Origin of the sequence: Microbacterium sp. I2, assembly GCF_051364985.1 — a bacterium.
Taxonomy (GTDB): Bacteria; Actinomycetota; Actinomycetes; order Actinomycetales; family Microbacteriaceae; genus Microbacterium.
The window spans coordinates 18,356-44,371 of the sequence record NZ_JBLWIH010000019.1 but is presented as its reverse complement, the minus strand read 5'-3'; the positions used below and the strand labels follow the sequence as shown (position 1 = coordinate 44,371).

The following is a 26,016-nucleotide window of genomic DNA, read 5'->3' as shown; positions in this document are numbered from 1 at the left end:
GAGCGAACCCCGGCCCCCGTGGAGCCCCAGCAGCCTGAGTACCACGCCGGGCCAAGCCAGAATCGAGCGGCCGCTCGGCCGAGCTCGGCTGATCTCATGTCGAAGGGCACACCCATACGCCCCGCTCCATTGCCCGGGTCTCAGAAGCAAAGGGGGCGCGGACTCAGTTCCGCGAGTCGGCCTGCTGTGCGCTCGATTGCTACCCGTCGTGGAGGAGTTCGGTCTCAGCAACCTCGAACAGCCTGCGCCATGCGGCCGGCGAGGCCAGTCCCGGAGCTGCAGCCCGATACGCGCGGGCCAACCGCGGCCAGCGCACCCAGAGACGGGCGCGCAAGCTGAGCGTGTCCCACAGCAGCCGGGTGAACCGGCGCCGATCACGGCGCGCGATGAAGGCTCCCTTGCCTGTGGCGCTCTCGACCGTCGCGCTGTCGACCAGCCCGAGCGCCCACCATTTTCCCTCGGAGCGCGCAAGCGCGAGGTCGACCGGTTCTCCGTGTGCCGTGCGAGCCCCTCGGAGTTGATGTGCCACGACGTGCGCCAGGCGTCGCGCGGTTTCCAGACGCCCGGACGGCGGCGGCGGCGGCAACTGACCACGATCGCCCGGGAGCGCGGTGTGCGGAACGATCGTCTGTCCGGCGCGCTCCATGAGGGCACGCATGTCGGCGGTGCGGCGGGCGATCGTGTGGGGCAGGTGCGCCGGACCGCGAAGCACGTCGCGAAGCGCAACCCGGCGCGCCGCCGCCGACCCGTACTGCAGGCAGAGCAGGTGGTTGACATCCTGGGCGAATGACGACGACAGCACGCCGCCGCCCCGGTGGGACGGAGAGTGGATCAACGCCGTGACCAGTCGATTGCGCAGCTGATAATACGCTTGCCAGTCCAGGCCGTCATCCTTGCCTGTCCACGGCATGTGCCAGATCGCGGCACCGGGGAGAGTGACTGTGGGCACGCCGTCGGCGGCGGCTCGCAGGCCGAACTCGGCGTCGTCCCACTTGATGAAGAGAGGGAGGGATGCGCCCACCCGTCGTACCAGTGCGAGCGGCACGAGACACATCCACCACCCGTTGAAATCCACGTCATGGACGACGCGAAGGCCCGGAGTGTCCTCGAGCGTCGCGGCCACGACATCGACGGGCGCCAGGGCCGGGTCGACCGAGGTCCACCAGAATCCGCGGGGTTCGATCCGCTCGCCGACGGAGTGGAGCAGCGTCCTGTCGGTGAGGCTCAGCATCTGAGCGCCGACGATGCACTCACCCGACGCGCGGGCCGCGAAGGCCAGCATCCGCCGGAGGGACTCCGGCTCGAGCAGCACATCGTCGTCGAGCAGTAGCACATGGCTGGCATCCTCTTCGAGCGACTCGACGATGCCCCGACTGAAGCCCCCGGATCCCCCGAGATTGGGCTGTTCGACAAGCGTGAGCCGCTCGCCGAGCACGACTGCCACCTCGGCGAAGCCGGGCGCCGCGCGCACCGGCCGATCGCCCTGATCGACCACGATGATCCGCACCACCTGCTCCGCGACGCTCTCATCCGCTGCCAGCCGCTCCAGCACGCCGACGCAATCCGCGCCGTGGTTGTGGGTGGTGATGCAGACGGTCGCCGTGGCAGAGGGCGCCTCTCTTGCGAGCCAGGCTGCCTCGCGCAGCGTCGTGCCCTCGCGACCGGCGTCGATCTCGAGCCAGAACCAGGTGCCGTCGCTGATCGCGAGGTCCCACGAGAATGCGCCGTCGGCAGTGACCGTCGCCAGGACGCGGCGCCCCACCCGATCGTCGGCGGCGCAGACGCGAACGGTCGCCGGGCGATCGAACTCCGCCACGACCGTGACGTGCTCGACGCCGGTGTGAGTTCGCCAGTGCCCCGCCGGGAAGGCTCCGAAATACGTCGAGAGGGATGCCGTGGCACCGCCTGCGATCGTGAGGCTCGACCGATCCCAGGACACCGTACCCGGCTCCGCGCGGACGTACAGTGAACGCGCATCGTCGTCTCCCGGCTGGGGGAACAGAATGCGCTGGACGCACTGCCTCCGCACTGCTGCCGGCATCCGTGCTAGTTCTCGACGACGCGAATGGAGGCCGCGACCGGCCCGATGGTGACCTGTCGGCCTTCGACGGTGAACTGAGCACCCTGCATGAGCGAGTGCGAGGCGCTGACGCTAATGCCTGAGACGTTTGCGTTGACCACGTAGCGACCAGCGCTGAGCTGCGCACCATCGACCGCGATGTCCACGGACGTCTGGCCATCGAGGGGAGCGAGTTGCAGCTCGAGCAGATCCGTGTTGGATGCGAGGGCCATCTGGCCCATCTCCGTGTCGATACTGAAGCCGATCGCCCATTCGCTCACAGGCAGATATGACTTGACGCGGACGCGCATGACGAAGGATTCACCCACCGACAGCGTGTGCCGTTCCGATCCGTCCGCGCCCAGGATCTCGATGCCCTGAATGGCCATGGCGGTGCTGATCTCGTCCGGCCGCGCCTGGCCCACGGCGTTGTTCGCCAGGAGTTCACGGAAACGCTCGATCGCCGTCACGGGTATGCCGTCGTACGCCATCTGTCCGCGGTTCAGAAGAATGACGCGGTCGCACAGTGCGGCGATCTGGTCGAGGGCGTGGCTCACGATGATGATCGTTCGCCCCTCGGACTGGAACTCTCTGATCTTGTCGAGGCACTTCCGCTGGAACTGCTCGTCGCCGACCGCCAGCACTTCATCGACGAGGAGGATGTCGGGGTCGGTGTGTACGGCGATGGCGAAAGCGAGCCGGACGTACATGCCCGACGAGTAGAACTTGATCTGCGTGTCGATGAATTCGCCGACGCCTGAGAACTCGAGGATCGCGTCGAACTGCGCGGCGGTCTCCTCGGCGCTCAGTCCCAGTACCGAAGCGTTGAGGAAGACGTTCTCGCGCCCGGTGAGATCGGGGTGGAAGCCAGCCCCGAGTTCGAGCAACGCCGCGATCCGACCGCGCTGCTCGACCGATCCTGACGTCGGCTGGATGATCCCGCCGATCACCTTCAGCAGGGTGCTCTTACCCGAGCCGTTGTGTCCGATGAGACCGATGGTGTTTCCTGCACGGATGTCGAGGCTGACATCGCTGAGCGCCCAGAAATCCTGCTTGTGCGCCCGGCCGGCTCTCCCCAGCGTGACGATGCGCTCCTTGAGCGAGGAGTCTTTGCGCACCGTGAAGCGCTTCGAAACGTTGCTGATCCGGACGACCTCGGGGCGCAATCGCGCCGTGGACGAGGCTGTGGACGTGGTGGTCATGCTCACAGCTCCTGTGCGAAGTCGCCCTGTAGGCGCAGAAAGACACGGTGGCTCACCAGCAACAGAACGAGCCCGATCAGAAGAGCGATGAAAAGTCTGAGAAGCAGGTGAGTTGGTTGCGCCAAGTCCTCTCCCGCGACCCAGAAGGCTCGCTGGAAGCCGAGCACAGCCAAGGTCAGCGGGTTGTCGGTATAGATCTCGAGCAGGATGGGGTTCGTGATGATCGACGCGACCATCTGCCACGAGTAGACGATCGGAGACATCCAGAACAGCAGCATCGTCGCCACCTCGACGAGATACTGCATGTCGCGCAGGTAGACGTTGAACGCCGAGAAGAGCAGCGCGAAAGCCAGTGCATACACCAGCAGGACCGCCAGCGAAGGGAAGACGAACAAGAAGTCGAGAGTGAAAGGTGGCTTGCCCACGAGCAGGGTCGCGATGAACAGCACGACGACCTGCACGCCGAAGTTGAACAGCGCAGAGCCCGCGCTGGCAAGCGGGAACACCTCGCGCGGCATGTAGACCTTCTTGACGAGGCCGGAATTGGCGATGATCGATCCGGTACCACCGACCGCGATCTCCTGGAAGAGTCCCATCGCCGTGAGGCCGGCGAAGACGTAGACCGCGAAGTCGGGAATGCCGCGCGCCGCGCCCAGAAAGTGTCCGAGCACCACGTAGTAGATGGCGAGCTGCACGAGCGGACGCGCGAGCGCCCAGAGGAAGCCGAGCGCCGAATCCTTGTATCGCGCCTTGAGATCCCGACGGACGAGCAGTCCCAGCATCTCGCGGTGCGCGAAGATCTCCCGCACTGGTCGCGCGAAGGCGTCCCAGCCCGATCCCGGCGCGCCAACGCTGCGCATGGGCAACCCGTCCAGACGGGCAAAGCGCTCTTCAGCGGCGGGGATGAACTCGGGCATAACTGGTCAATCCTAACCGTGCGCCCCTGGGACACTGATCAACGGCGTGGGCGGAGCCGATGGACCACTGCCCTGACGCGCCCAAGCGCGCCACGGACTCTCAGGATCCGCTCCGCCGCAGCGACCAGAATCGCCTCCGCCCCTGGTCGGCGCAAGCGGGAGTACATGCGTGCGAAGTCTGTCAGCGTTCCGTACTCCACCGGACCTGCGGCCCGCAGCAACTGGATCTGCTCCATCGTACTGTCCCGCAATGTGCTCGAGAATTGATCCAGGTTGTAGTCGAGTGCGGCATAGCTGGAGGCGATGTACTCGGCGTTGGCAACGGTGCGACTATGGAACCCGAGTTCGCCGGCCGCGTACACGGGCATCCGCTCGAGCACGTGCGCGAGCCCCCCGTCCTGGTAGGCCTCCGCCCCCCCGAATTCCTCGTATCTCCATTCGCGCTCGACCAGAAGGCGAAGCGCAGCCGGGCGCGCGACGAACATGGACCCGAACGGCGCGAGCGGCGATATTTCGTCGATCGGAACCCGGATGCCGAGTTCCCGTGCGAGTTCCTCGAACGCCGGCTTGTTCGCCCACCAACCGTGGCCGAGACTCGGATAACCGAGGTGGATCGTCGGGGGGAACACCAGTCCGAGACCTTGCTCTCGTTGAAAGAGCCCGACGAGGTTCGCGGCGTACCCGGGACTGTTGAGCAGGTTCGTGAATTGCTGACGTTTGAAATGTCGACCGACGTTGTGCGCATCTTGCGGCGTCTTCTTCGAGTGGAGCTTGATGACCAGGTCGTAATCGTCGCTCAACAGCAGGTCGCGGCATCCGATGAGGAACGCCGACTGATCCCGTCCATCGTTCGACCCGACGACGCGCACTTCGATCGATCCTGGCGTGGGCCTGGCCGCGATGGCCTCACGGATGGTCTTCGCCCTCTCATCATCCGATGTGGTCACAACGAGGTCGAACGCGCCGGGGAGCACGTTCAGGCGGTCAAGGAGCTCGTCGGTCATCTCGGGGTAGAAGATGTGCACCACCGCGAGCATCCTCAGCGGAATCGCCGGATCGTACGCGAATGGGAAGTCCGGTAGGACCTCGAGCATGGCAGCGTCGGCGTTGAGCGTGCGGGGCTCGACGTTACGGGCCAGATCAGCGTAGATCAGCTCGATCGGGTAGCCGTACTCTTCGACGGCGTCCAGCGTCCACCGGCCGACGACCGCGAGGTGGTCCAGATAAGCGGGCCACTGGAAGAACGGCCGTCTCTTGAGCGTCGGGCACCCGGCACGGATCAACTGCTCGGCGTAGAGGACCGCGTGATTCTCCACCTTGTCGGTGAGCGTCGGAAAGGCGACCTCGCCGACATAGCCGCGATCTGTGAAGTGCTCGGTGAAGATGCCCTCGTGCTTGACGACAGCATCAGCGTAGGTGTCCATCTGAGGAAGATCGCGCCAATACTCGATCCAGTCCTGTGACAAGAACATGTCACGTCGCACGGCTATCCAGTACGACTGCAGGTGGTAGGGCAGGTATCCCGAGTTCGTAAACGGATTGGGCTCGACTCTCACATGATCGGTCATCCCCCAGAAGTGCAGGGCGCTGCGGTCCATCCGCTCGAAGATCGGGCCGAAGGGGCGAATGGGGCCGAACCACGTGTCGTTGGCGAGGAGTACTTCGTCATACTCCGCGATGTCCTCACCTACCGCATCCAGCCCAGCTTTGTACCCCCAGATGTCAAACCCACGGTTCTCCCGGACGACGATCTCATCCGAGAGCGGGGCGAGCCGAGACCTGCCGATCTCTGACAGCGCACCGTTGACGACGATCAAGATTCGGGCGCAATGCTCACGCAGACGCGTAAGCGCGTAGGGGATGTATTCCTCCACGTCACCTCGGATGTCATAGATGACGTAGATCAGGAGCCGCCGTCCGTCGGGAGGGAACTCGGCGGCGTCCTTCGTCGGGAAGGTGATCAGCTCCGCGGTCTTCATCGTCCACCCTCCAGCGAGCGCCCTCTCATGACCGAGGTGAGAATGCGGCCACCGCGGCGCACGTACTTCATGACGACGACCGTGCGCAGCGCGAGCTCGAACAGCGGCATCGTCATCCGCGCGAGGCGACGGTGATTCAGTCGGATGTACATGCGCGCGAGCGCGACGATCCCCAAATGCCCGACATCTCCCGCACGCTGCATGAGGGCGATCTGCTCGACCGGCCACCCCCGCGTCGTCGAGAAGAGGTTGTCGATCTTGGACTCGAGGATGGTGTGGCTGATGGACGCATGCTCCCGAGTGAGCACCGTCCGAGTGTGGTACCCCAAATCAGCGGCAGCGTAGGCGATGAGGCGCTCCTGCACCCGCGCCAGATTCCGATAGGGCTGCCCGGTCCGCTTTCCGTAGTCTCGGAACATCCAGCGTCTGCCCATGAGAGGCAGAAGCGCCTCGGGCCGACCGATCCACATCCCCCCGAAGGGCGCGAGGGGGGACACGGCGTCGAAGGGGACCGCGATGCCGAGATCACGCGCCAGTTCCTCCGCAGTCTCTCTCAAGCCTCCCCACGCGTGGCCCATCGTGGAGTGTCCGATGTGCATCATCGGAGGGAAGACGACGCCGAGTCCGGGCTCCTTCTGGAACAGGGCGACGAGGTTGGCTACGTACCCTGGACTGTTCAGCAGGTTGTCGTACTGGTATCGCCGGAAATAGCGACGGACGTTCACCGTCTTTGCGCGCGTACGACGGGCGTGAACCTTGACCACGAGGTCGAAGTCCCCGCTGAGCAGAACGTCACGGCACCCAACGAAGAAATCGCTCATGTCGCGACCGCGGTTTGCGGGCGTCACTCGCACATCGAACGAAAGAAGATGGGGGTCGTCGCGGCCCTCCAGCAGGCGCTGGAGTCGCGCTGCCCGCTTGCCGTCTGTCGTAGTGACGAACAGATGATAGGGCGACGGTAAATGCCCCAAGCGCGAGAAGAGATCCGGCACCGAGACGAGATCGCTCACGTGTACGATCGCGGCGATCCGCAGCGGTGCACTGTGGTCGTAGGTGATGTCGATGTCCGGGAGTACCTCCACCATGCCGCCGATCGCGTAGAGCGCCTTCGGCTGGACGTTGCGGGCCAGGTTCTGCCATACCAGCGCCATGGGGAAGCCGAGCTCGTCGAGATGCTGGAGGATCTCGCGGCCGATGACGGCGAAGCGATCGAGGAATGGCGGGTACTGAAGGAACAGCGCTCTCAGCAGGAACGGGCATCCCTCATCGAGCAGCAGGCTCGGGGTGAGGAGGGCCGGATCGGCACTCGGGTACGAGGCGGCGGGGAACGCGAACGACGGCTCATACCCTGCCTGTTCGAAATGGCGAAGGAATGCCGTCTCCTCCCCGGGTCCCAGGTCGGTGGCGCGCTCGGACCAGTACCGCTTCCACTCACCGGACGCGAACGCGGCGCGGCGCACCGCGATCCATGCCCACGGCAGAACCGGCCGAGAGAATTCGGCATGCGGGAACGCCTCAGGCAGCCCTGCCGCGTTCTCGACCATCGCCCACACCACCGAGGACTCGCCCGCCATACGCTCGAGCACCGGACCGAAAGGGGAGACGGGACCGAACCAGGCATCTCCGGTAAGCACCACCTCGTCGTACCGGGAGATGTCGTCCTCGGCATCGACGACGAGCGCGTACGAGGCGGCATCGAATCCGGTCGCGGCGACGGAGAGGATGTCATCCGAAACTGAACGAAGTCGCTCGAGCTCCGAAACCTGTGCATCATCCGGCACAATCACGACGACGCGCTCACCGTGCGGGCGCAACGCCGACAGCGCGTGCAGCACGAAATCGTCGATGCGACGGTCGGCTCGCGATAGCGCGTAGACGATGAGTCGGGACCCATTCGTCACGGCGTCGGCGGACGGGGCAGCGGTTACGTCGTCGGACTTCATCGGCGACTCGGAGCCGTTCAGCGCAAACCCTGCTGCAGCGCCTTCAAAAGGTAGGCGCCGTAGCCGCTCTTCACCAGCGGCTCCGCCCGCTGGCGCAGCTCGTCGTCGGTCAGGAAGCCCATGCGCCAAGCCACTTCTTCGGGACAGCCGATCGACAGACCCTGCCGCTTCTCGACCGTGCGAACGAAGTCGGTCGCCTCACTCAGCGAATCGAAAGTGCCCGTGTCCAGCCAGGCAGTGCCACGTGGAAGCAGCTCCACCTTCAGATCTCCGCGCTCCAGATAAGCCTTGTTGACATCGGTGATCTCGAGCTCGCCCCGCGCAGAAGGCGTCAGGTTCTTCGCGATCTCGACCACATCGTTGTCGTAGAAGTAGAGGCCCGGGACCGCGTAGTTGCTCTTCGGCGCCAGGGGCTTCTCCTCGAGCGAGACGACGTTGCCGTCACCGTCGAACTCGACCACGCCGTATGCCGTCGGGTCGTCCACCCAGTAGCCGAAGACCACGCCCCCGGAAAGTTCGGTGTACTGGCGCAGCCTCGTGCCCATCCCCTGGCCATAGAAGATGTTGTCTCCGAGCACCAGCGCGGCCGAGTCGCTGCCAATGTGCTCCTCCCCGAGGATGAACGCCTGGGCCAGCCCGTCAGGAGACGGCTGCCTGACGTAGGTGATGGAGACGCCGAAGCGGCTGCCATCCCCGAGGAGCCTCTCGAACTGGTCCGAATCCTGAGGAGTGGTGATGATCAGGATGTCGCGGATGCCCGCGAGGATGAGGGTCGACAGCGGGTAGAAGATCATCGGCTTGTCGTAGACAGGGACGAGCTGTTTTGAGATTCCCAGGGTGATCGGGTGCAGTCGCGAGCCCGTGCCGCCTGCCAAGATGATGCCACGCATGCATCTAGTCTCCGGCATGGGTCGAGGAGCACCAAACCTGGCCCAAAGCACTGCCCAGTATCCTGGAACGATGCGTAGACTCCTGGTCACTGGCGGCGCCGGTTTCATCGGCTCGAACTTCGTCCACCATGTGCTCGAGAACACCGATGACCATGTCACCGTCCTCGACAAGCTGACGTACGCCGGTAATCGGGCCTCACTCGACGGGCTCTCGTCAGACCGGTTCACCTTCGTCCACGGCGACATCACCGATGCGACCCTCGTCGACGACCTGTTCTCACAGGTGGATGCAGTTGTCCACTACGCGGCTGAATCCCACAACGACAACTCGCTGCACGACCCACGTCCATTCCTCGACACGAACATCATCGGCACGTACACCCTGCTGGAGGCAGCGCGTCGACACGACCGCCGTTTCCACCACATCTCGACAGACGAGGTCTACGGCGATCTCGAACTCGATGACCCGGCCCGTTTCACCGAGCTGACGCCCTACAACCCCTCATCGCCATACTCGTCGACGAAGGCCGGCAGTGACCTGCTCGTGCGGGCGTGGGTGCGGTCGTTCGGCGTCCGCGCCACTCTCTCCAACTGCTCGAACAACTATGGGCCCTACCAGCACGTCGAGAAGTTCATCCCCCGGCAGATCACGAACGTCATCCGCGGCATCCGCCCGAAGCTGTATGGCGCGGGCGAGAACGTGCGCGACTGGATCCATGCCGACGACCACTCCTCGGCTGTCCTGGCCATTCTCGAGGCGGGTGTGCTCGGTGAGACATACCTCATCGGGGCGGATGGCGAGAAGAACAACAGGGAGGTCGTCGAGGCGATCCTCAGCCTCATGGGTCAGCCGACGGACGCCTACGACCACGTCACAGACCGAGCAGGCCACGATCTGCGGTATGCGATCGACTCGACCAAACTGCGCACGGAGCTGGGCTGGCAGCCCGCGTACCGCGACTTCGAGGCTGGTCTCGCTGCGACGATCCAGTGGTACCGGGATCACGAGGATTGGTGGGCGCCGTCAAAGGACGGCGTCGAAGCCTTCTACGCATCGAAGGGTCAGTGATGAGCTTCGGTAAGGCCCTGGCACGCACCGAGACGAACATCCCGGGCCTCGTCGTGTTCGATCTGCCTGTGCACGGGGACTCGCGGGGATGGTTCAAGGAGAATTGGCAGCGCGAGAAGATGATGGCGCTGGGATTGCCCGACTTCGGTCCCGTCCAGAACAACATCTCGTTCAACGACGCTGTCGGAACGACTCGAGGTATTCACGCCGAACCGTGGGACAAGTGGGTATCGGTGGCGACCGGCCGGATATTCGGCGCTTGGGTCGACCTTCGCGAGGGGCCGACATACGGTGCGGTCTTCAGCACCGAACTGGATCCTTCGCGCGCGATCTTCGTCCCGAGAGGCGTGGGCAACTCCTACCAGACGCTTGAGATCGATACGGCGTACACGTACCTGGTCAATGACCACTGGTCGCCAGAGGCGGAGTACGCCTTCCTCAATCTGGCCGACGAGACGGCCGCGATCGCGTGGCCGATCCCGTTGTCGGATGTGGAGATCTCGGCGAAGGATCTTGCACACCCACGGCTCGCCGACGTCACCCCCGTCCTCCCCCGCAAGGTGCTCGTCGTAGGAGCCGGTGGGCAGCTCGGGCGGGCATTGCGTGGCGAGTTCGGCGACGCATCCCATGTCGAGTACGCGGCCCGGGCTGATTTCGATCTCACTATGACGGATCTCGATTCGGCACGCCACTGGCGTGACTATGAGGTCATCATCAATGCGGCCGCGTACACCGCGGTGGATCTCGCCGAGACACCCGCAGGCCGTCGCGATGCCTGGGCGACCAATGCGACAGCAGTGGCCGCGCTCGCGCGGATCGCCGCGAAGTACGGGATCACGCTCGTTCACATCTCGAGCGACTATGTGTTCGACGGGACGAAGTCGACGGAGTACAGCGAGACGGACGCGGTGGCGCCCCTGGGCGTCTACGGGCAGACCAAGGCGGCGGGCGACGCGGCGGCGGCGACCGCGCCGCAACACTACATCGTCAGGACCAGCTGGGTGATCGGGGACGGAAAGAACTTCGTCGGCACGATGGCTTCGCTCGCGGAGCGGGGCATCGACCCGAACGTGGTAGATGACCAACGCGGCAGACTGACCTTCACCTCAGAGATCGCGCGCGCGATCGCTCACCTCATCGACTCGGGTGCGAAGTTCGGCACCTACAACCTCACCTGCAGCGGGGCGCCATTGAGCTGGGCAGACGTTGCTCGAGAGGTCTTCACGCTCACGGGCCACGACCCCTCGAAGGTGAGCGGAGTGAGCACCGAGGAGTACTTCGCCTCCGCGGCCGGACCGGTAGCGCCGCGCCCGCGGAACAGCGCCCTCGACCTGGCCAAGATTCGCGCTACCGGTTTCGAGCCTGCCGACGCCATGTCGATGCTGCGGGGCTTCCTCGCGAACTGACCGCTCTCGCACTGCCCGACACGCGAAACCTCGACGCTAGGGAACAGTGATGCTTCTGCAGCCGATCGTGGTGTTGGATCCCCCTGCGGCGTCGATGGCGTAGATGCACACCGTCCGGAGTCCCGGCGCCGCCGCTACTGAGGCGTTGAATCCGTGGGCGTCGCCCGCTGCGGGGTACGCGGCGGCCACATCGGTGCGGCTGAGGTTCGCAGGGTAAGCGCGGCCGATGCCGTCGACATACACATGGACTTCGATCGGACTCGTGGTGTCGGGATCAATCGCCCAGCCCGACGCCGAGATGGTGCCAGCCGTTGCCGATACCCCCTCGAAGTTGCCGATCGGCGCCTTGTTCGCCACTGGCGCCGGCGCTGAGACGGTGACGGAGCGGCAGCCGAGCGTGGGGTTGGAGACACCTGCGTCATCGATCGCATAGACGCAGACCTGATGCGTCCCGCTCGAGGCCGGCACCTGGACCACGAAGCCATGTCTGTCGCCATGACTGGGGTACGCGGCAGCGATATCCGGCCGCGACACGTCTGCCGTGTAGGACCTGCCGACCCCGTTCACATAGACGTGCACCTCGATCGGACCCGCAACGTTCGGATCCAAGGCCCAGCCACCGATGCTCAGAGAACCCGCAGAAACCCCCACCGACTCGAAGTTGCCGATCGGCGTTTTGTTCACTGCGGGCGCCGGGCCGGAGACGGTCACCGATCGGCAGCCGAGGGTCGGATTGGAGACGCCCGCATTGTCGATCGCGTAGACACAGACCTGATGCGAGCCCGGTGACGCGGGTACCTGGACGGTGAACCCGTGCTTGTCACCGTGCCCCGGGTACGCCGCAGCAATATCAGGACGCGACACGTTTGCGGTGTAGGACCTGCCGACGCCGTCGACGTAGATGTGCACCTCGATAGGACCGGCCACATTCGGATCCAGCGCCCAGCCACCGATGCTCAATGAGTCTTTCGCCGCTCCCAGCGACTCGAAGTTGCCGATCGGCGCCTTGTTCTCGGTCGGCAGCGGTGGTGCTATCGTCACCGACCTGCAGCCGAGCGCGGCGTCTCCGCCGATTCCGTTGTTGACGGCAGTCGCGCAGACGGTGGAAGTGCCGACGGGGAGGGTGAGCTTGGTTGCGAAGCCGTGGTTCGGACCAGCCGTGGGATACGCCGCCCCCACATCGGCTCGATTCTGGTTCGCACTGACCTGGGATGTCGTGTTCCCGACTGTCAGGCGAACGGCGATAGGTCCTGACGTATCGGGATCGATCGCCCACCCCTTGGCGGTCGCGACGGAGCCAGAGACTGCGAGGGAGTCGAAGCTCCCGAAGGGGACGCGTGCACGGTCGATCGTTCCCGTCACCGTGACCGCGCCGCATGCGATCAGCCGGTTTGTTCCGGTTCCGACATTGATCGCGTAGGTGCACACGTTGTGCGTACCGGCGGCCGGCACCGGTACCCTCACGTCGAAGCCGTGCATGGACCCCAGCGAGGGGAAGGCGGCGCCGACGTCAGGTCGCGCGTTGGAGGCCGTGAAGGCTCGGCCCACGCCGCCCACGTACACGTGGATCTCAATGGGATTCGTCGTGTCGGGGTCTGCGGCCCATCCAGTGACGCGCACGGCACCTGCGACACTCTGGAGAGACTCCACATTCCCGAATGGGTCGCCGCCACCGGCCGTCGACCCGAACCAGTCGGTGAAGTAGTTGTAGAAGTTCCGATTCCCGTAGGACGAGCACGCGTCGTTCGCCTCGCCGTATCCCGCCGCCAGTGCGGCGGCGTTGGGCTGATACGGCGTGTAATAGTAAAGGTTCGCGGTGGCCTGGTTCTCGATGTACACCGGCGAGGTTCCACACGCCGCATTGGGGTGGAACCGAACGTTCCAGGTCTTGCCTGGTGCGTACCAATTGAAGTAGTTGCTGGTCCCAGGGGGGTTGGCGTAGCGCTTGAACTGCCACGCCGCACCGTAGACCTGGTTGAAGAACCCGTAGTAGCGGGTGTCGCACGCGGCTGTATCGGGACAGCCCTGTCCCATCGCGATCGTGTAGCGCCATTCGCTCGGCCAGTTATGAGTGACGAGTCCCTGCTCCTTCTGCAACGTCGCCAGGATCACCTGCGGACTTATCCCGCACGCCTGCGCGACTTTATAGATGATGCGCGAGGCTCGCTCCCGCACTCCGCCCGAATATGCACCGCACATGGCATCCGCGTTGGTGCTCCGCGATGTGTCGTACCAGTCCTTCAAACACGTGTAGCCGGCATCGCACCTGGGAACTTTGGATTCCAGGAACTGCTGGATCTGCATTTCCGTCATCGCCCCGCGGTCGAAGAACTTCGCGTCGCTGATGATGTGACCGGGTCGGAACTGAGAAAGATCGGCGCTCTTGACGCGCATGGTCTTCGCAGCAGATTCCGCGTTCGCAACGAATCCTGGGATCGCGGCCTGACCGGCCGCCGCAGGCGCTTCGGTGGCAGCCGCTTGCGAGGCCGTACCGAATCCCGGCGCGGGTGCCAGAAGCAACGAGCCGAGGAGGCTCATCGCAGCAGCGACGACACCGAGCTGACGGCGTTGGAACACGCGCAGATCCCCCCTGCTCACATGCGGAAACCTCTTCAGTGTGACGCAAACGTGTCCCGCTCGCGCGTTGCCTCGCCGACGCGCCGGGGATTGGTAGGACCGAGGGCTACAGCTCGGCGTGCAGCATCCACACCTTGTCGGCGGCCTCGCTCCACGAGAAGGCGCGCCCGCGGTCGCCGGCCAGCACCCCGAGTCGCTCGGCGGCCGCGGTCGACCCAAGGCCGGCTGCGAGTGCCTCACCCATCCCCGACACCACCTCCGCGGCATCCGCGCCCGGCACGAGCACTCCCCCGTCCACCACGACCTCGTCCTGAACGGCCGAGGAAGCGGCCACCACCGGCACACCCAGAGTGAGCGCGTCCACGACCCGCCACGGAAAGGCTGCGCGGCGCGACGGCGCGACGAACGCCACCGCACCGCCGAACACGGCACCACGATCCGCAGCGTCCAACGATCCACGGACGTGCATCCGCCGCTCCGGCACACCCGCCGCCGATGCAAGCTCGACCACCGCCGGCTCGTGACCCTCTTCGACGTCGATCACGACGACGGGAAGGTCCACCCCGGATGCCGCAACCGCGGCGAGTCCGGTGTCCAAGCCTTCTGAACCCAGGGGTCCGCCCGCGAGCAGCACGAAGCCCTCGGGAAGGTCCAACGCACGGCGACGCCCGATCTCGTCGGACGGCACCGAGAAGCCGATGGGCGAGGCGCCGGCGATCACCCGCACCCGATCGCCGAGCTGTGGCGCGATCTCGACCAGCCGCGCTGCGAGGGAATGCGTCGGCACGACGACGGCGTCCGCGTACTTCACCGCGCGCCGCAGCATGGCTTTGTGCCACGCGACGACCGGCCTAGGCAGCTCGACCGGGGCCTCCCACGGGCGAAGATCCCACACCGTGACGACCGTCTGATCGTTGTTGTGCACGCGGTCGTGCTTCACAAGGGGCGCGAACAGCGATGGGGAGTGGATCATGCCGCCACCGAGACCGGTCGCAAGCCCGAACTGGAGCGCTCCCGACAGTTCACGGCGTGCGAGGGCGGCACGTCGCACATCTGCCAGCCCGGGAACGGCCTCGCCGACGTCCTCGCCCCCTGCCGGCACGATCGCTTCGACCTCGCACCCCGACGGCGCACCGGCAACCAGGGCGCGAGCAAGCTCGCGGGATGCCTCGGCCAGCGGCCGGTCGGTCGGCGCCACGACCTGGTCGAGTACGACGCGCAGTGTCGCGACCATCAGCCCTCCGGCTCGGCGGTCGGCGTCGGTGGGTGGAGCGTGTTGTGCACCAGCTCCTTGATGTAGGCGTAGTCCGGGTCGAATTCGTCGATGCCGCCCTTGGGCGTCAGCTCGATCGTCGTCACGGGCTGTTCCCGAGCTTTGAGTGCGAGGTCGGCGAGGAACGGCACGAGCGACTGCGGCAGGTCGGTCTGAACGATGTCGGTGCCGGCAGCGGCGATCTCCTGGAAGCGCGTAAGCACCGTCTGGGGCGTGAACTGGCCGAGCATCGCCTGCTGCAGGATGCGCTGGCGCCCCATGCGGTCGAAGTCGTCCGTCGTGTAGCGCGAACGCGCGTACCACTGGGCTGTGTCGCCGTCCATGTGCTGCGGTCCGGCCTCGATCCACCCGATGGCCCATTCGTCGACGGGCTGACCCGGATAGGCGGGCCCGCCGCCCTTCGGAAGTCGCTGCGCGACCTCGATGTCGACACCACCGAGGGCGTCGATGAGCGACGCGAACCCGTGCATGTCGATGAAGACGTAATAGGGGATCTCGATGCCGAGGATGCCTTCGGCGGCGTCCTTGGTCGCCTCGATCGCCGGCTCCGAGCCGTTGGCCTCGGCATCCGGATACAGCGCGGTGCCGTCCTGACAGACCTCGACCTCTGTGCGCAGCTGGTTGATGCCGCTCCCCCAACCGCAGCTCGCGTCGGCGTGACCCTCGTGGCCGTTCGGGTACTTGTCCTGCATCGGGCCTTCCGAGAACGGGAAGTGCGGCATGTCACGCGGGATGCCGGTGATCGTCGTGGCGCCGGTCTCGGCGTTGACCGACACGACCGAGATGCTGTCGAACCGCATCGAGTCACGGCCCTCGCCGCTGTCGGCGCCGAGCAGCAGGATGTTGTAGTACCCGTCCGACGGCTCGACGACGGGACCGGTCGCCTGGAAGATCGCGCCGAGGGTGTCGCGGGTGGTTCCGGCGACGTTGGCGGCGTACGCAGCGCCTCCGCTCGCAACGACGAGCAGCGCGACGGCGAGCCCCGCGATGCCGAAGCGCGCCGCCGGCCCGGTTTTGACGAGGCGCACGAGGCGCAGCGTGTCGACGGTGAGGACGATCCACAGCACGGCGTACCCGATCAGCAGGCCCTGCGCGATCAGTAGCGGAAGGGGTCGCAGCAGCGCGAGGAAGTCAGGGATCCAGGCTCCGGTGGCGATGCTCAATCCCGCGGTGGGTGCGAGCAGCGCGAACAGCACCGCGATGATCGCGAGCGTCCACAGCAGGAGTGTCGAGCCGAGACCGAGGCGTCCCAGCCGATGATTGCCGGCAAGCGCCTGCGCCGACCCGGGCATCAGGAAGTTCAGCAGCACGAGCCACCACCCACGCTTGGTCATGACGGCCCGGGACGAGGCATCCGGATATCGCATCGGTCGCTCTTCGACGACCGCGCGCCTGGGCGCGGCCGAGGATCGCGGCGGGCTCACGACGCTCACAGCGACTCCTTGAGCCGCCGGTTCTTCTCTTCGACCTGCCCCTCGAGGGTTCGCGCGTACTCCTCGATGCGATCGCCGACCACAGGATCGGAGGCGCCGAGGATGCGCGCGGCGAGCAGGCCGGCGTTCTTCGCACCGTTGATCGAGACCGTGGCGACCGGGATGCCCGCGGGCATCTGCACGATGCTCAGCAGCGAGTCGAGCCCGTCGAGAGTGGCGAGCTGCACCGGAACCCCTATGACGGGAAGAGCGGTGAGGGATGCCAGCATGCCGGGAAGATGCGCCGCGCCACCGGCACCGGCGATGATGGCCTGCAGCCCGCGGCCTCGCGCCTCGCGGCCGTAGCGCATGAGCTTGTCGGGCGTTCGGTGGGCCGAGACGACTTCGACCTCGTGCGGGATGCCGAAGTCGGTGAGCGCCTGGGAGGCGTCGCTCATGACCCGCCAGTCCGAGTCGGAGCCCATCACGACGCCGACCAGCGGCGCGTCAGCAGAATGCAGGTGCCCAGTCACCCGTCAAGGCTAGGGCGCGTGCCTGGAAGATCCCCGCAACGGCGCGGCTCAGTCGACGAAGAAGGATGCCGCGGCCCGGGCCTCGTATGCGACATCGTCGAGGTTGTCGCCCACGACGTTGACGTGCCCGACCTTGCGACCGGGTCGCGGCGTCTTGCCGTAAGTGTGGATCTTGGCGCCGGGGTGCTTGGTCATCGCTGCGTCGAACCGCTCGTCGAGCGAGCCGTTGGCCGGCCCGCCGAGCACGTTCACCATGACGGCCCACTCCGACACCGGCGACGGGTCGCCGAGCGGCAAGTCGAGTACGGCGCGCAAGTGCTGCTCGAACTGACTGGTGACGGCGCCGTCCTGGCTCCAGTGCCCGCTGTTGTGGGGCCGCATCGCCAGTTCGTTGACGAGCAGGCGCTCGTCGGTGGTCTCGAACAGCTCGACCGCCAGCATCCCGGTCACTGCCAGTCCTTCGGCGATCGTGATCCCGATGCGCGCCGCGACTTCCTCGAGCCGTCCCCCGGAATGCGGCGCAGGGGCGATGACCTCGGCGCACACGCCGCCTCGCTGCACCGTCTCGACGACGGGATACGCCCGGACGGCACCGGACGGGCGCCGGGCGACCTGCTGCGCGAGCTCGCGAGTGAAGTCGACGAGCTCCTCGACCAGGAGGGCGCCGCCGCGCGCGTCTTCGGCGAGCGTCGCGAACCAGTCATCGGCCTCGGTTCCCGCCGAGACGACCCGCACGCCCTTGCCGTCGTAGCCACCGCGCGGCGTCTTGACGACGGCGCGGCCACCGTGATCGTCGAGGAAGGCCTGCAACTGCTCTGCGTCCGACACAGCCGCCCAGTCGGGCTGCGGCATCCCGAGTTCCTGCAGACGGGCACGCATCACCAACTTGTCCTGCGCGAAGCGGAGGGCGTGAGGGCCGGGGTGCACCGCGACGCCCGCGTCGACGAGGGTGGCGAGCACGGATTGCGGCACATGCTCATGGTCGAACGTGACCACATCGACATCGCGCGCGAAGGCGAGCACCGTCTCGGCGTCGCGGTAGTCGCCCACGGCAGTGGCGGCGAGGGATGCTGCCATCCCGTCCTCTTCGGCGAGCACGCGCAGGTCGACGCCGAGCTCGACGGCCGGCGCGATCATCATGCGGGCCAGCTGCCCGCCGCCGACGACTCCTACTCGCAGCGCCATGCCGCTCCCTCCTCGATGGACAACCCCTCCATCATCCCCCACCGCCGCGCATCGCATCGGGCCGCGGCAGTCCGGGATCGCCCGGGAGTCGGAACCGGGCCATGGGGGTGGGAGGGACCAGAATAGGAGGGTGACTCAGCCGTCGAGCATCGCGGGACGTCCCCTGACGCCTGCGCCGGGCGCCCCGACGCCCGAGCTGCGCGTCGCGCGGTTCCGCTCGCACGCCCGCCGGCTGACCTGGTCGGCCCTGGTGCTGATCGTCGTGGCCGGGGCGTGCGGCTACTTCTACGGCAACCTTCCGGCGCCACTCGAGAACTGGATGCTGCTGACCGCAGCCGCAGGCATCGTCCTGCTGCTGGTACTCCTGCCCTTCCTCGCGTGGTGGTCGCACGTGTACACGATCACGACGCGGCGGGTCCTGGAGCGGTCCGGCATCTTCGGAACGCGGCGTCGCGAGCTGCACCATGTGCGGGGGTACACGGTGCGCGAGCATCGCGGCATCCTGCAGCGCATGTGGGGAACCGGCACGCTCACGCTCTCGAACGGCGTCGACGAGCCGATGCGGCTGAAGAACATCCCCCACATCGGACTGGTCCACGAGGCGCTCGTCGATCAGGTCGAGGTGAACCAGATCCTCGCGCACCGCGACGCGCAGCCGCTGCCACCGGGCGTCGCCGAGCACGACCCGAACGCCTAGGCGCGCTCCGACGTCGGCGCGGGTCGTCTTTACGCACGCGAATGATGTCACCGGCCGACACGACGGACTGAGCGCGCATGCCAGGTCCACGCCCAAGGGGACGTAAATTACGTAGATGCGCGTTCGTTCGATATCCACGTCGATCCTCCTGCTGGCTTTGTTGCTCACCGGGTGCGCTGGCGCCGCGTCGCCCGACCCGACGAGCACGCCACCCACAGCGACGGGTGCTTCCACCCCCGAGGCGGCACCCTCCTCCACGAGTGCTCCAGCCTCGGCCGCCGAGCTCATCGTCACACTCGATACGATCGAATACAGGGAGAACGGCGGCACTGAAATCGTCGCTTTGGATCAACCCGGTCCGCTCGTCGCCCTGATCGAGCAACTTAGCGGGCAGCCGCCGGCCGAAGAGGAGATCGAGGACCCGTGGGGCAACGGCGACGTCTTCGGCACTTCTTTCCGGTGGGCGGATGTGACCATCGCCAGCCTCGACCAGGGCCCGGTGACAGTGACGTTCCTCAGCCCCACCGTGGGCGACGCAGAGGTCAAGACTGCGGAGGGCATCGGAGTCGGGTCAACCCGGGCTGAAGTACTCGCGGCGGGTGGTTGGGGAGAATGGGACGGAGACGGGGACGGGGCAGCCGAACTTATCAACCTCGGCATGCGAACGGTGCCGCAGACGACTTCGCTCAGCCGTCCGGGTGAGGTCGGTGCTGAATTCATCGGCCTATCCCTGAACGGTGACATCGTCGAGGGCATGTGGTCGCCTTCGAACGACTTCTCGGATCTCTGACCTCCCACGAGCACAGCCGCGCGCACCGCGCACTCAGCGCACGCCGCCTCAGCGCACGTGGATGACGTCGCCGGCCGACACCGCGCTCTCGAACTCGTCGTGCTGCACGACGATCAGCCGGCCCTCCTCGTCGATGCGGCTCGCCCGGCCGCGAAGCGTCTCGCCGTCGGGCAGAGCCACGGCCACATCACTGCCGACCGTGCCGCACAGCGCCTCGATCTCGGCGTGCACACCGGCCGCGGCGGCGTTTCCGCGGGCGCCGACGAGCGCGCCGAGCTGCTCGTCGAGGGCACGAAGGTAATCGGCGAGCAGACGGTCGTCGTCGCACTCGAGCCCGACGGCCTCGAACGACGTGGCGGTCTCGACGGGCAGGTCGGTGCGTGGCATCCGCGTGTTGACGCCTGTGCCGATGACGACGGCATCCGCATGCCCCGGCACGACTTCCGCCAGGATCCCGCACACCTTGCCGCCGTCCAGGATGACGTCGTTCGGCCATTTCAGCGCCGCGGTGTGCGTGGTTCCCGCGAGCTGGGCACGGACGGCCCGCGTCATCGCGGCACCTGCGATGAGCGGGATCCATCCGCGCGAGGCGTACGGGATGCCCGACACCCGCACGACCGTCGACACAGCAAGCGCCGTGCCCGGCGGCGTGACCCACTTCCGGTCGAGGCGCCCGCGACCGGCGCGCTGGTCGGTCGTGAGCAGAACCGACAAGTGCGGCCACTCGCCGGAAGCTTCGACCACGTGCCGCACGACGTCGGCGTTCGTCGATTCGGTCGTCTCGACGACCTGGACGCGAGGGCTGATCGCGGCCGTGAGCGGATATCCGTGTTCGGGGATCGGCATGTACGCCACGTTATCGAGGTCGGCCGCGACGGGATAGGCACAGCGGATGCCGCGACCCCTTGTGCGAACCCTCCAAGGGATGCCGCGAGCCCGCAGATAGGGTGGAACCCGTGACCGACCAGCCCGATCTCTTCACGACCGCAGGCAAGATCGCCGACCTCCGCGCCCGCTATCAGGAGGCCGTCCTCGACGCCGAGGCGGTCGCGAAGGAGAAGCAGCACGCGAAGGGCAAGGGCACCGCGCGCGAGCGCATCGAACAGCTCGTCGACCCGGGCAGCTTCGTCGAGCTCGACGAATACGTGCGCCACCGCACCACGGCGTTCGGCATGGACCGCTCCCGGCCGTACGGCGACTCGGTCGTCACCGGCGTCGGCACGATCCACGGGCGCACCGTCGCGGTGTACTCGCAGGACTTCTCCACCTTCGGCGGCTCGCTCGGCGAGGTGGCCGGGGAGAAGATCATCAAGGTCATGGAGTTCGCCCTGCGTTCCGGCATCCCGATCGTGGGAATCCTCGACTCCGGCGGCGCGCGGATCCAGGAGGGCGTCGTGGCCCTCGGCAAGTACGGCGAGATCTTCCGCCTGAACACCCAGGCCTCGGGCGTCATCCCGCAGATCTCGATCATCATGGGTCCGGCGGCGGGCGGCGCGGTGTACTCCCCCGCCCTCACCGACTTCGTGGTGATGGTCGACAAGACGAGTCAGATGTTCGTCACCGGTCCCGACGTCATCAAGACCGTCACCGGCGAGGACGTCGGCATGGAAGAGCTCGGCGGCGCCTATACGCACAACACCCGCTCGGGCGTCGCGCACTACCTCGCCGAGGACGAGGACGACGCGATCGACTACGTCCGGACGATGCTCGGATTCCTGCCCGACAACAACATGTCCGAACTCCCCGTGTACGAGGCGGACTTCGAGTTCGAGACGACGGATGCCGACCGCGCGCTGAACGCGATCATTCCGGACTCTCCCAATCAGCCCTACGACATCCACCAGGTGATCCGCGGGATCGTCGACGCCGAGGATTTCCTCGAGGTGCAGCCGCTGTTCGCGCCCAACATCGTGATCGGCTTCGGCCGCATCGAGGGGCGCAGCGTCGGCATCATCGCCAACCAGCCGTCGCAGATGGCGGGCACGCTCAACATCGAGGCCGGTGAGAAGGCGAGCCGCTTCGTGCGCTTCTGCGACGCGTTCTCGATCCCCATCGTGACCCTCGTCGATGTGCCCGGCTACCTCCCGGGCACCGATCAGGAGTGGACCGGCGTCATCCGTCGCGGCGCGAAGCTGCTCTACGCCTACGCCGAGGCGACCGTGCCCCTGGTCACGGTCATCCTTCGCAAGGCGTACGGCGGGGCATACATCGTGATGGGGTCCAAGCAGCTGGGCGCCGACATCAACCTCGCATGGCCGACCGCCGAGATCGCGGTGATGGGCGGTCAGGGCGCGGTCAACATCCTGTATCGCGGCGAGATCAAGCGGGCCGAGGAAGCCGGCGAAGATGTCGCGGCCGTGCGCACGCGCCTGGCCAACGAGTACACCTATAACGTGGCATCCCCGTTCCTCGCTGCCGAGCGCGGCGAACTGGACGGCATCATCGAGCCGGCCCAGACCCGGGTCTCGATCGCCAAGGCCCTGCGCGCGCTGCGTGGCAAGCGCGCGAGCCTGCCGCCCAAGAAGCACGGGAACATCCCGCTGTGACCCTGGTGCGCGTGAAGAGCATGGGCGGGATGACACGATGACGATCGCCGACGACGACATCGAGCGCGTCACGATCGATGTGCACCGCGGGTCGCCGACGGAGGACGAGCTCGCGGCACTCATCGCCGTGGTGACAGAGGCCTACACCGGCGAGGCGGCGGAGGCCGTCGCCGACGACCGGCGGTCGCGGAGCGCATGGGAGCTCTCCCAGCGATCGCTCCGCCAGCCGCTGCGCCGCGACCTCGGCTGGGGAAGGTTCGGCGGCTGAGCCGTTCTGCCGGTTTTGTCCCCCGAAATACCTACAGACGCGGGTCTTGCGGCACGGCGATACTTGTATCGCTGGAACGCTTCTGCGTTCGGCCGATCCGATTTCCGCTCTGCGGACCACCCGGATTCGGCCACGCGGACGGTTTTCGGGTAACCGTCCGCTAGGCGAGGGGCGGGCGGCTTCGCCGCCCCTCGCCTCCTTCGATTCCGTCCCCTGTTCAGCTTCCCCTCCCCCTGCTGAATGGGGGACGAGCTTGTCTGCGCGGGTCTGCGACCCCTCCGCTCAGCCCGCGTCGGCGTGTCGCGCCGCGTCGGGGTGAGGGATCTCGCGCCACAGGTCGACGGCATCCTCGTCGCTGGGCGCGCCGACCGAGGGCGAGCGGCCGACGACGGTGACGGCGACGCGCGCGTCAGGGGACGTGCGGATGTAGAGCCGATCCGAACTCGCCGAGCGCAGGGTGTCGGCCAGCTGAGCCCGGATGACCGCCAGAGTCTCTTCGTCGACGTCGTCCAGCCCGCCCTCGTCGAGAACCGTGACGTTGGCACCCCGCCGGCGCGCACGCTCGAGTTCTGCCCGCACGTCGTCGTCGAGCAGGCGAGGACCGCGCATCTCGTCTCGCAGGCGGCCTTCGGCGATCCGCGCCTCGAGTCGGTCGTCATCGGTCAGCTCGCCGCCCTGGGCGACCGTGCGGGTGAGGACGGGTCCGGCGACCGCGAGTGCCTTCTGCACCTGCACGCGACGCTCGCGCTGGCGCACGACCTGCGAGGTCTGCCAGGCGGATGCCGCGCGTTGCAGGAGCGTCAGCCGGGAGGTGTCCCGAGCGGCGCGGTTCACCGAGTGGACCACGAGCTGCGCCACCACCAGCCACACCAGCGACCCGATCAGGCCCAGCTGGATCGCGGGCAGCACCCCCATCCAAGCGATGGACGCGATGGCCAGCAGTGCGAAGCCCGCCCACGCGGTCCATGGGCGTCCGCGCACGATGACGATCACCATGAGCGCGCCGATACCGCCGATGTACCAGGTGGCAAAGGACTCCGTACGCGCCCCCTCGCCCACCGCCCACGAGATCGCGTTGGGGACGACCACCGCGCATGCGATCGCGAGGACGAGTGGGAGCACCGGCAGTCGCTGCCCGCGGCGCGCTCGATCTCGGTCGTCGTGCTCCACCTCCGGAGCATCGGCCGACGACTGCCAGAAGATGCAGAGCCAGGTGACGGCGACGTACATCCCGAGCGCCGCGACGATGACCAGCGGCTGGGACACCGGTTCGGTCCACCACAGTCCCCGCGCAGCCATGTATGCGGTGAAGGCGACAGCCAGCAGGGTGAGGATGTTCTTGACGCTGATCATGCGGGCAGCACCGGCTTCCACGTCAGCCGCACGATGGTGCCATGCGGGCCCGTCTCGATGTCGGCGACCCCTCCCACAGCAGCGATGCGCGCCACGATCGACGCTCGGATGCCGAGTCGATCATCGGGGATGGCAGCCATGTCGAACCCTTCGCCGGCATCGTGCACTTCGACGCGCACCCGTCCCTCGTCAGCGACCACCGCGATGCCCAGGCCGGCGCCGCCGGCATGCTGCAGGGCATTGGCGACCGCCTGTGTCGTAGCCAGCGCCAGGGCTCGCGCGACGCGGCCCGGAAGCGGCTTGCTGTCGGCGGCGATCTCTCGATGCACGTCGACGGCGGCCCCGAGCTCGGCCGCCGCAGCCTCGATGTCTCCGGCGAGCTCGACCGCATCGCGGGGCTCGTCCGTCCCCTCGTGCGAATCCTGCTCGGTGTTCGCCAGACGCGTCAGAGCCTCTCGCGCCATCGTGGCGGCCAGCGCTCGCTCGCGCGGCGTCGTGGCGCGTTCGGCGGCGATGAGCGCCGCGAGCACACTGTCGTGCATGAGCGCCGCCACCGCGACGCGCTCCTGCTCGGCGGCGTCCTCAGCGGCCGCCCGCGTGTATGAGGTCACGGCGCGCGCGCGTGTCTCGTCGACATTCGCAGCGACCGACCGCAGCATCCATCCCAGTGCCAGGAGCACTCCGCCGAGGATGACGGCGAAGGAGACGTCGAGCCCCACCGCGATCCAGAAGTCGGGCGCGAACCCGCCCTGTACGAGTCGCACGAAGTAGAAGAGGAGGGGAGCCAGCACGGTCCATGCGATCTGGAGCGGCAGCGGGAACGCGAGGACGGCGGCGAGGGTCGCGAGGTTCACGAGGAACCAGATCCAGGGTTCGTCCAGCGACTCCGGGACGACGCCGGCCGTCGCGACCGGCCACGCGGCCAGCGCGCCCACATACACGAGGGCGAAGACGCCCGATGCGATTCGCACGGCGCGTCCGATCGCGCACGCGAGGAGCATGAGGGCGAGCGTCCCGAACACCACCACCATGAGCGGCACGTGCCACTCTGCCCGCTCCTGCGTGGAGCCGAGGGCGATGAGGAAGGCCTGGGTCCCGATGATGACCGATCCCGAGGCGGTGGCGATCGAGATGATCCGCTCTACGCGCGAGCGGGTGAACGTCCCGATGCCCGAGGTCGCTTCACGGGAACGCGGGATCTGCGCCCACGCGGTGTCGAGTACCGTCTGGCCGTCACCGGCCACGCGTGCCTCCGGCATCCGTCGCCGTATCGGCGAGCAGTCCGTCCTCCATGGCCCGCCGCAGCAGATCGACCTTGGTGGGTGCAGGCCGGCCGACCTCGACGTACTTGACGCGCACGCGGGTGATGTTCTCCTTGGCCGTGGAGTAGGCGACTCCCAGCCTGTCGGCCACCACTTTCAGCGGCAGACCGGCGGCGTACAGCCGGAGCACCTCGCGCTCGCGTGCCGACAGCTGCGCGTCGGCGAACTCACGGTCGCCCTCGACGGCGCTGGCCCACTCCACGTTGTTCAGCGGCTCGCCCTTGGCCACGGTGCGGATCGCGGCGATCACGTCGTCGATCGGCGAGGACTTGCTGACGACGCCCGCGGCGCCGGCGGCGAGCGCCTCGCGCACCGCGGCGGGCCGGTCGGCGACGCTGTGGATGATCACGCTCGAGCCGTCGAGCACGATACGGCGCACGTTCTCGGTCACGGTCGTGCCGTCCCCGAGGGTGAGATCGAGCACCACGACGTCTGCCGGCGCCGCCGACGACGATGCGCGCCAGTTCAGGTACTCGGTCACGGTGCTGCCCGAGAACACCACCTGTTTCGTCGCCGCGCGCGCGGCCGCGGCCTCGAGCCCGAGCCGGACCGACTCGTGGTCGTCGATGAGAGCCACACGCGTCATGCCGTCAGC

Annotated in this window: 21 protein-coding genes; 6 read left to right on the top strand and 15 right to left on the bottom strand. The window is 67.0% G+C overall.

Annotation, left to right across the window (positions count from 1 at the left end):
* Nucleotides 1-199 precede the first annotated feature (199 nt).
* Genes ACLKM7_RS13885 through rfbA form a run of 6 tightly spaced genes read right to left on the bottom strand, consistent with a single transcriptional unit; the run spans nt 200 to nt 8,990 of the window.
* Nucleotides 200-2,041, bottom strand: a complete 1,842-nt coding sequence (locus tag ACLKM7_RS13885; RefSeq protein WP_436447751.1) for a glycosyltransferase — start codon at nt 2,039-2,041, stop codon at nt 200-202.
* Nucleotides 2,042-2,046: 5 nt separating this feature from the next.
* Nucleotides 2,047-3,261 carry an ABC transporter ATP-binding protein gene (locus tag ACLKM7_RS13880; protein WP_436447750.1) on the bottom strand — a complete coding sequence of 405 codons (1,215 nt, stop codon included), beginning with the start codon at nt 3,259-3,261 and terminating at the stop codon, nt 2,047-2,049.
* Nucleotides 3,262-3,263: 2 nt separating this feature from the next.
* Entirely contained in the window at nt 3,264-4,178 is a 915-nt protein-coding gene (locus ACLKM7_RS13875) for an ABC transporter permease (RefSeq protein ID WP_436447749.1), read from the bottom strand.
* 38 nt (nt 4,179-4,216) lie between these two features.
* On the bottom strand, nt 4,217-6,157 hold the full coding sequence (locus tag ACLKM7_RS13870; RefSeq protein ID WP_436447748.1) for a rhamnan synthesis F family protein: 1,941 nt from the start codon (nt 6,155-6,157) through the stop codon (nt 4,217-4,219).
* On the bottom strand, nt 6,154-8,100 hold the full coding sequence (locus ACLKM7_RS13865; RefSeq protein ID WP_436447747.1) for a rhamnan synthesis F family protein: 1,947 nt from the start codon (nt 8,098-8,100) through the stop codon (nt 6,154-6,156). The genes ACLKM7_RS13870 and ACLKM7_RS13865 overlap by 4 nt, the downstream gene beginning before the upstream one ends.
* Before the next feature lie 17 nt (nt 8,101-8,117).
* On the bottom strand, nt 8,118-8,990 hold the full coding sequence (gene rfbA / locus ACLKM7_RS13860) for a glucose-1-phosphate thymidylyltransferase RfbA (protein WP_436447746.1): 873 nt from the start codon (nt 8,988-8,990) through the stop codon (nt 8,118-8,120).
* Between the two features lie 70 nt (nt 8,991-9,060).
* Here rfbA and rfbB point away from each other — a divergent pair, with 70 nt between their 5' ends.
* Both rfbB and ACLKM7_RS13850 read left to right on the top strand, forming a co-directional pair.
* Nucleotides 9,061-10,059: a dTDP-glucose 4,6-dehydratase gene (rfbB, locus tag ACLKM7_RS13855; RefSeq protein ID WP_436447745.1), complete on the top strand. Its 999-nt coding sequence runs from the start codon at nt 9,061-9,063 to the stop codon at nt 10,057-10,059.
* A complete protein-coding gene (locus ACLKM7_RS13850) occupies nt 10,059-11,465 on the top strand; it encodes a sugar nucleotide-binding protein (RefSeq protein ID WP_436447744.1) in 1,407 nt (468 codons plus the stop codon). Before rfbB ends, ACLKM7_RS13850 begins: the two co-directional genes overlap by 1 nt.
* 36 nt (nt 11,466-11,501) lie before the next feature.
* Here ACLKM7_RS13850 and ACLKM7_RS13845 read toward each other — a convergent pair whose 3' ends face one another.
* The 5 genes from ACLKM7_RS13845 to ACLKM7_RS13825 form a co-directional block, all read right to left on the bottom strand.
* Nucleotides 11,502-14,063, bottom strand: coding sequence for a hypothetical protein (locus tag ACLKM7_RS13845; RefSeq protein WP_436447743.1), 2,562 nt, complete (start codon nt 14,061-14,063; stop codon nt 11,502-11,504).
* 85 nt (nt 14,064-14,148) lie between these two features.
* Nucleotides 14,149-15,276 carry a glycosyltransferase gene (locus ACLKM7_RS13840; protein ID WP_436447742.1) on the bottom strand — a complete coding sequence of 376 codons (1,128 nt, stop codon included), beginning with the start codon at nt 15,274-15,276 and terminating at the stop codon, nt 14,149-14,151.
* The gene (locus tag ACLKM7_RS13835; protein WP_436447741.1) at nt 15,276-16,748 is read right to left on the bottom strand and encodes an LCP family protein; all 1,473 of its coding nucleotides are present in this window, start codon (nt 16,746-16,748) and stop codon (nt 15,276-15,278) included. Before ACLKM7_RS13835 ends, ACLKM7_RS13840 begins: the two co-directional genes overlap by 1 nt.
* Nucleotides 16,745-17,212 (bottom strand): 5-(carboxyamino)imidazole ribonucleotide mutase, encoded by a 468-nt coding sequence (gene purE / locus ACLKM7_RS13830; protein WP_436448045.1) that lies wholly within the window; start codon nt 17,210-17,212, stop codon nt 16,745-16,747. The genes ACLKM7_RS13835 and purE overlap by 4 nt, the downstream gene beginning before the upstream one ends.
* Nucleotides 17,213-17,308: 96 nt before the next feature.
* Complete coding sequence (locus ACLKM7_RS13825) at nt 17,309-18,445, bottom strand: 5-(carboxyamino)imidazole ribonucleotide synthase (protein ID WP_436447740.1); 1,137 nt, start codon at nt 18,443-18,445, stop codon at nt 17,309-17,311.
* Nucleotides 18,446-18,575: 130 nt separating this feature from the next.
* On the opposite strand from ACLKM7_RS13825, the gene ACLKM7_RS13820 reads away from it, so the two are divergent.
* Nucleotides 18,576-19,142, top strand: coding sequence for a PH domain-containing protein (locus ACLKM7_RS13820; protein WP_436447739.1), 567 nt, complete (start codon nt 18,576-18,578; stop codon nt 19,140-19,142).
* 115 nt (nt 19,143-19,257) lie between these two features.
* Entirely contained in the window at nt 19,258-19,932 is a 675-nt protein-coding gene (locus ACLKM7_RS13815; protein ID WP_436447738.1) for a hypothetical protein, read from the top strand.
* Nucleotides 19,933-19,980: 48 nt separating this feature from the next.
* Here ACLKM7_RS13815 and ACLKM7_RS13810 read toward each other — a convergent pair whose 3' ends face one another.
* Nucleotides 19,981-20,778, bottom strand: coding sequence for a biotin--[acetyl-CoA-carboxylase] ligase (locus ACLKM7_RS13810; protein ID WP_436447737.1), 798 nt, complete (start codon nt 20,776-20,778; stop codon nt 19,981-19,983).
* 101 nt (nt 20,779-20,879) lie between these two features.
* Between ACLKM7_RS13810 and ACLKM7_RS13805 the strand changes: the two genes are divergently transcribed.
* Together ACLKM7_RS13805 and ACLKM7_RS13800 are read left to right on the top strand one after the other, a co-directional pair.
* Nucleotides 20,880-22,478, top strand: coding sequence for an acyl-CoA carboxylase subunit beta (locus tag ACLKM7_RS13805; RefSeq protein ID WP_436447736.1), 1,599 nt, complete (start codon nt 20,880-20,882; stop codon nt 22,476-22,478).
* 37 nt (nt 22,479-22,515) lie between these two features.
* The gene (locus ACLKM7_RS13800; RefSeq protein WP_436447735.1) at nt 22,516-22,746 is read left to right on the top strand and encodes an acyl-CoA carboxylase subunit epsilon; all 231 of its coding nucleotides are present in this window, start codon (nt 22,516-22,518) and stop codon (nt 22,744-22,746) included.
* Nucleotides 22,747-23,028: 282 nt separating this feature from the next.
* Here the strand turns inward: ACLKM7_RS13800 and ACLKM7_RS13795 are convergent, their stop codons facing one another.
* The 3 genes from ACLKM7_RS13795 to ACLKM7_RS13785 are packed head-to-tail and all read right to left on the bottom strand — an operon-like array spanning nt 23,029 to nt 26,007.
* The gene (locus ACLKM7_RS13795) at nt 23,029-24,099 is read right to left on the bottom strand and encodes a hypothetical protein (RefSeq protein WP_436447734.1); all 1,071 of its coding nucleotides are present in this window, start codon (nt 24,097-24,099) and stop codon (nt 23,029-23,031) included.
* The gene (locus tag ACLKM7_RS13790) at nt 24,096-25,358 is read right to left on the bottom strand and encodes a sensor histidine kinase (protein WP_436447733.1); all 1,263 of its coding nucleotides are present in this window, start codon (nt 25,356-25,358) and stop codon (nt 24,096-24,098) included. Before ACLKM7_RS13790 ends, ACLKM7_RS13795 begins: the two co-directional genes overlap by 4 nt.
* On the bottom strand, nt 25,333-26,007 hold the full coding sequence (locus ACLKM7_RS13785) for a response regulator (RefSeq protein ID WP_436447732.1): 675 nt from the start codon (nt 26,005-26,007) through the stop codon (nt 25,333-25,335). Before ACLKM7_RS13785 ends, ACLKM7_RS13790 begins: the two co-directional genes overlap by 26 nt.
* Nucleotides 26,008-26,016: the final 9 nt, after the last annotated feature.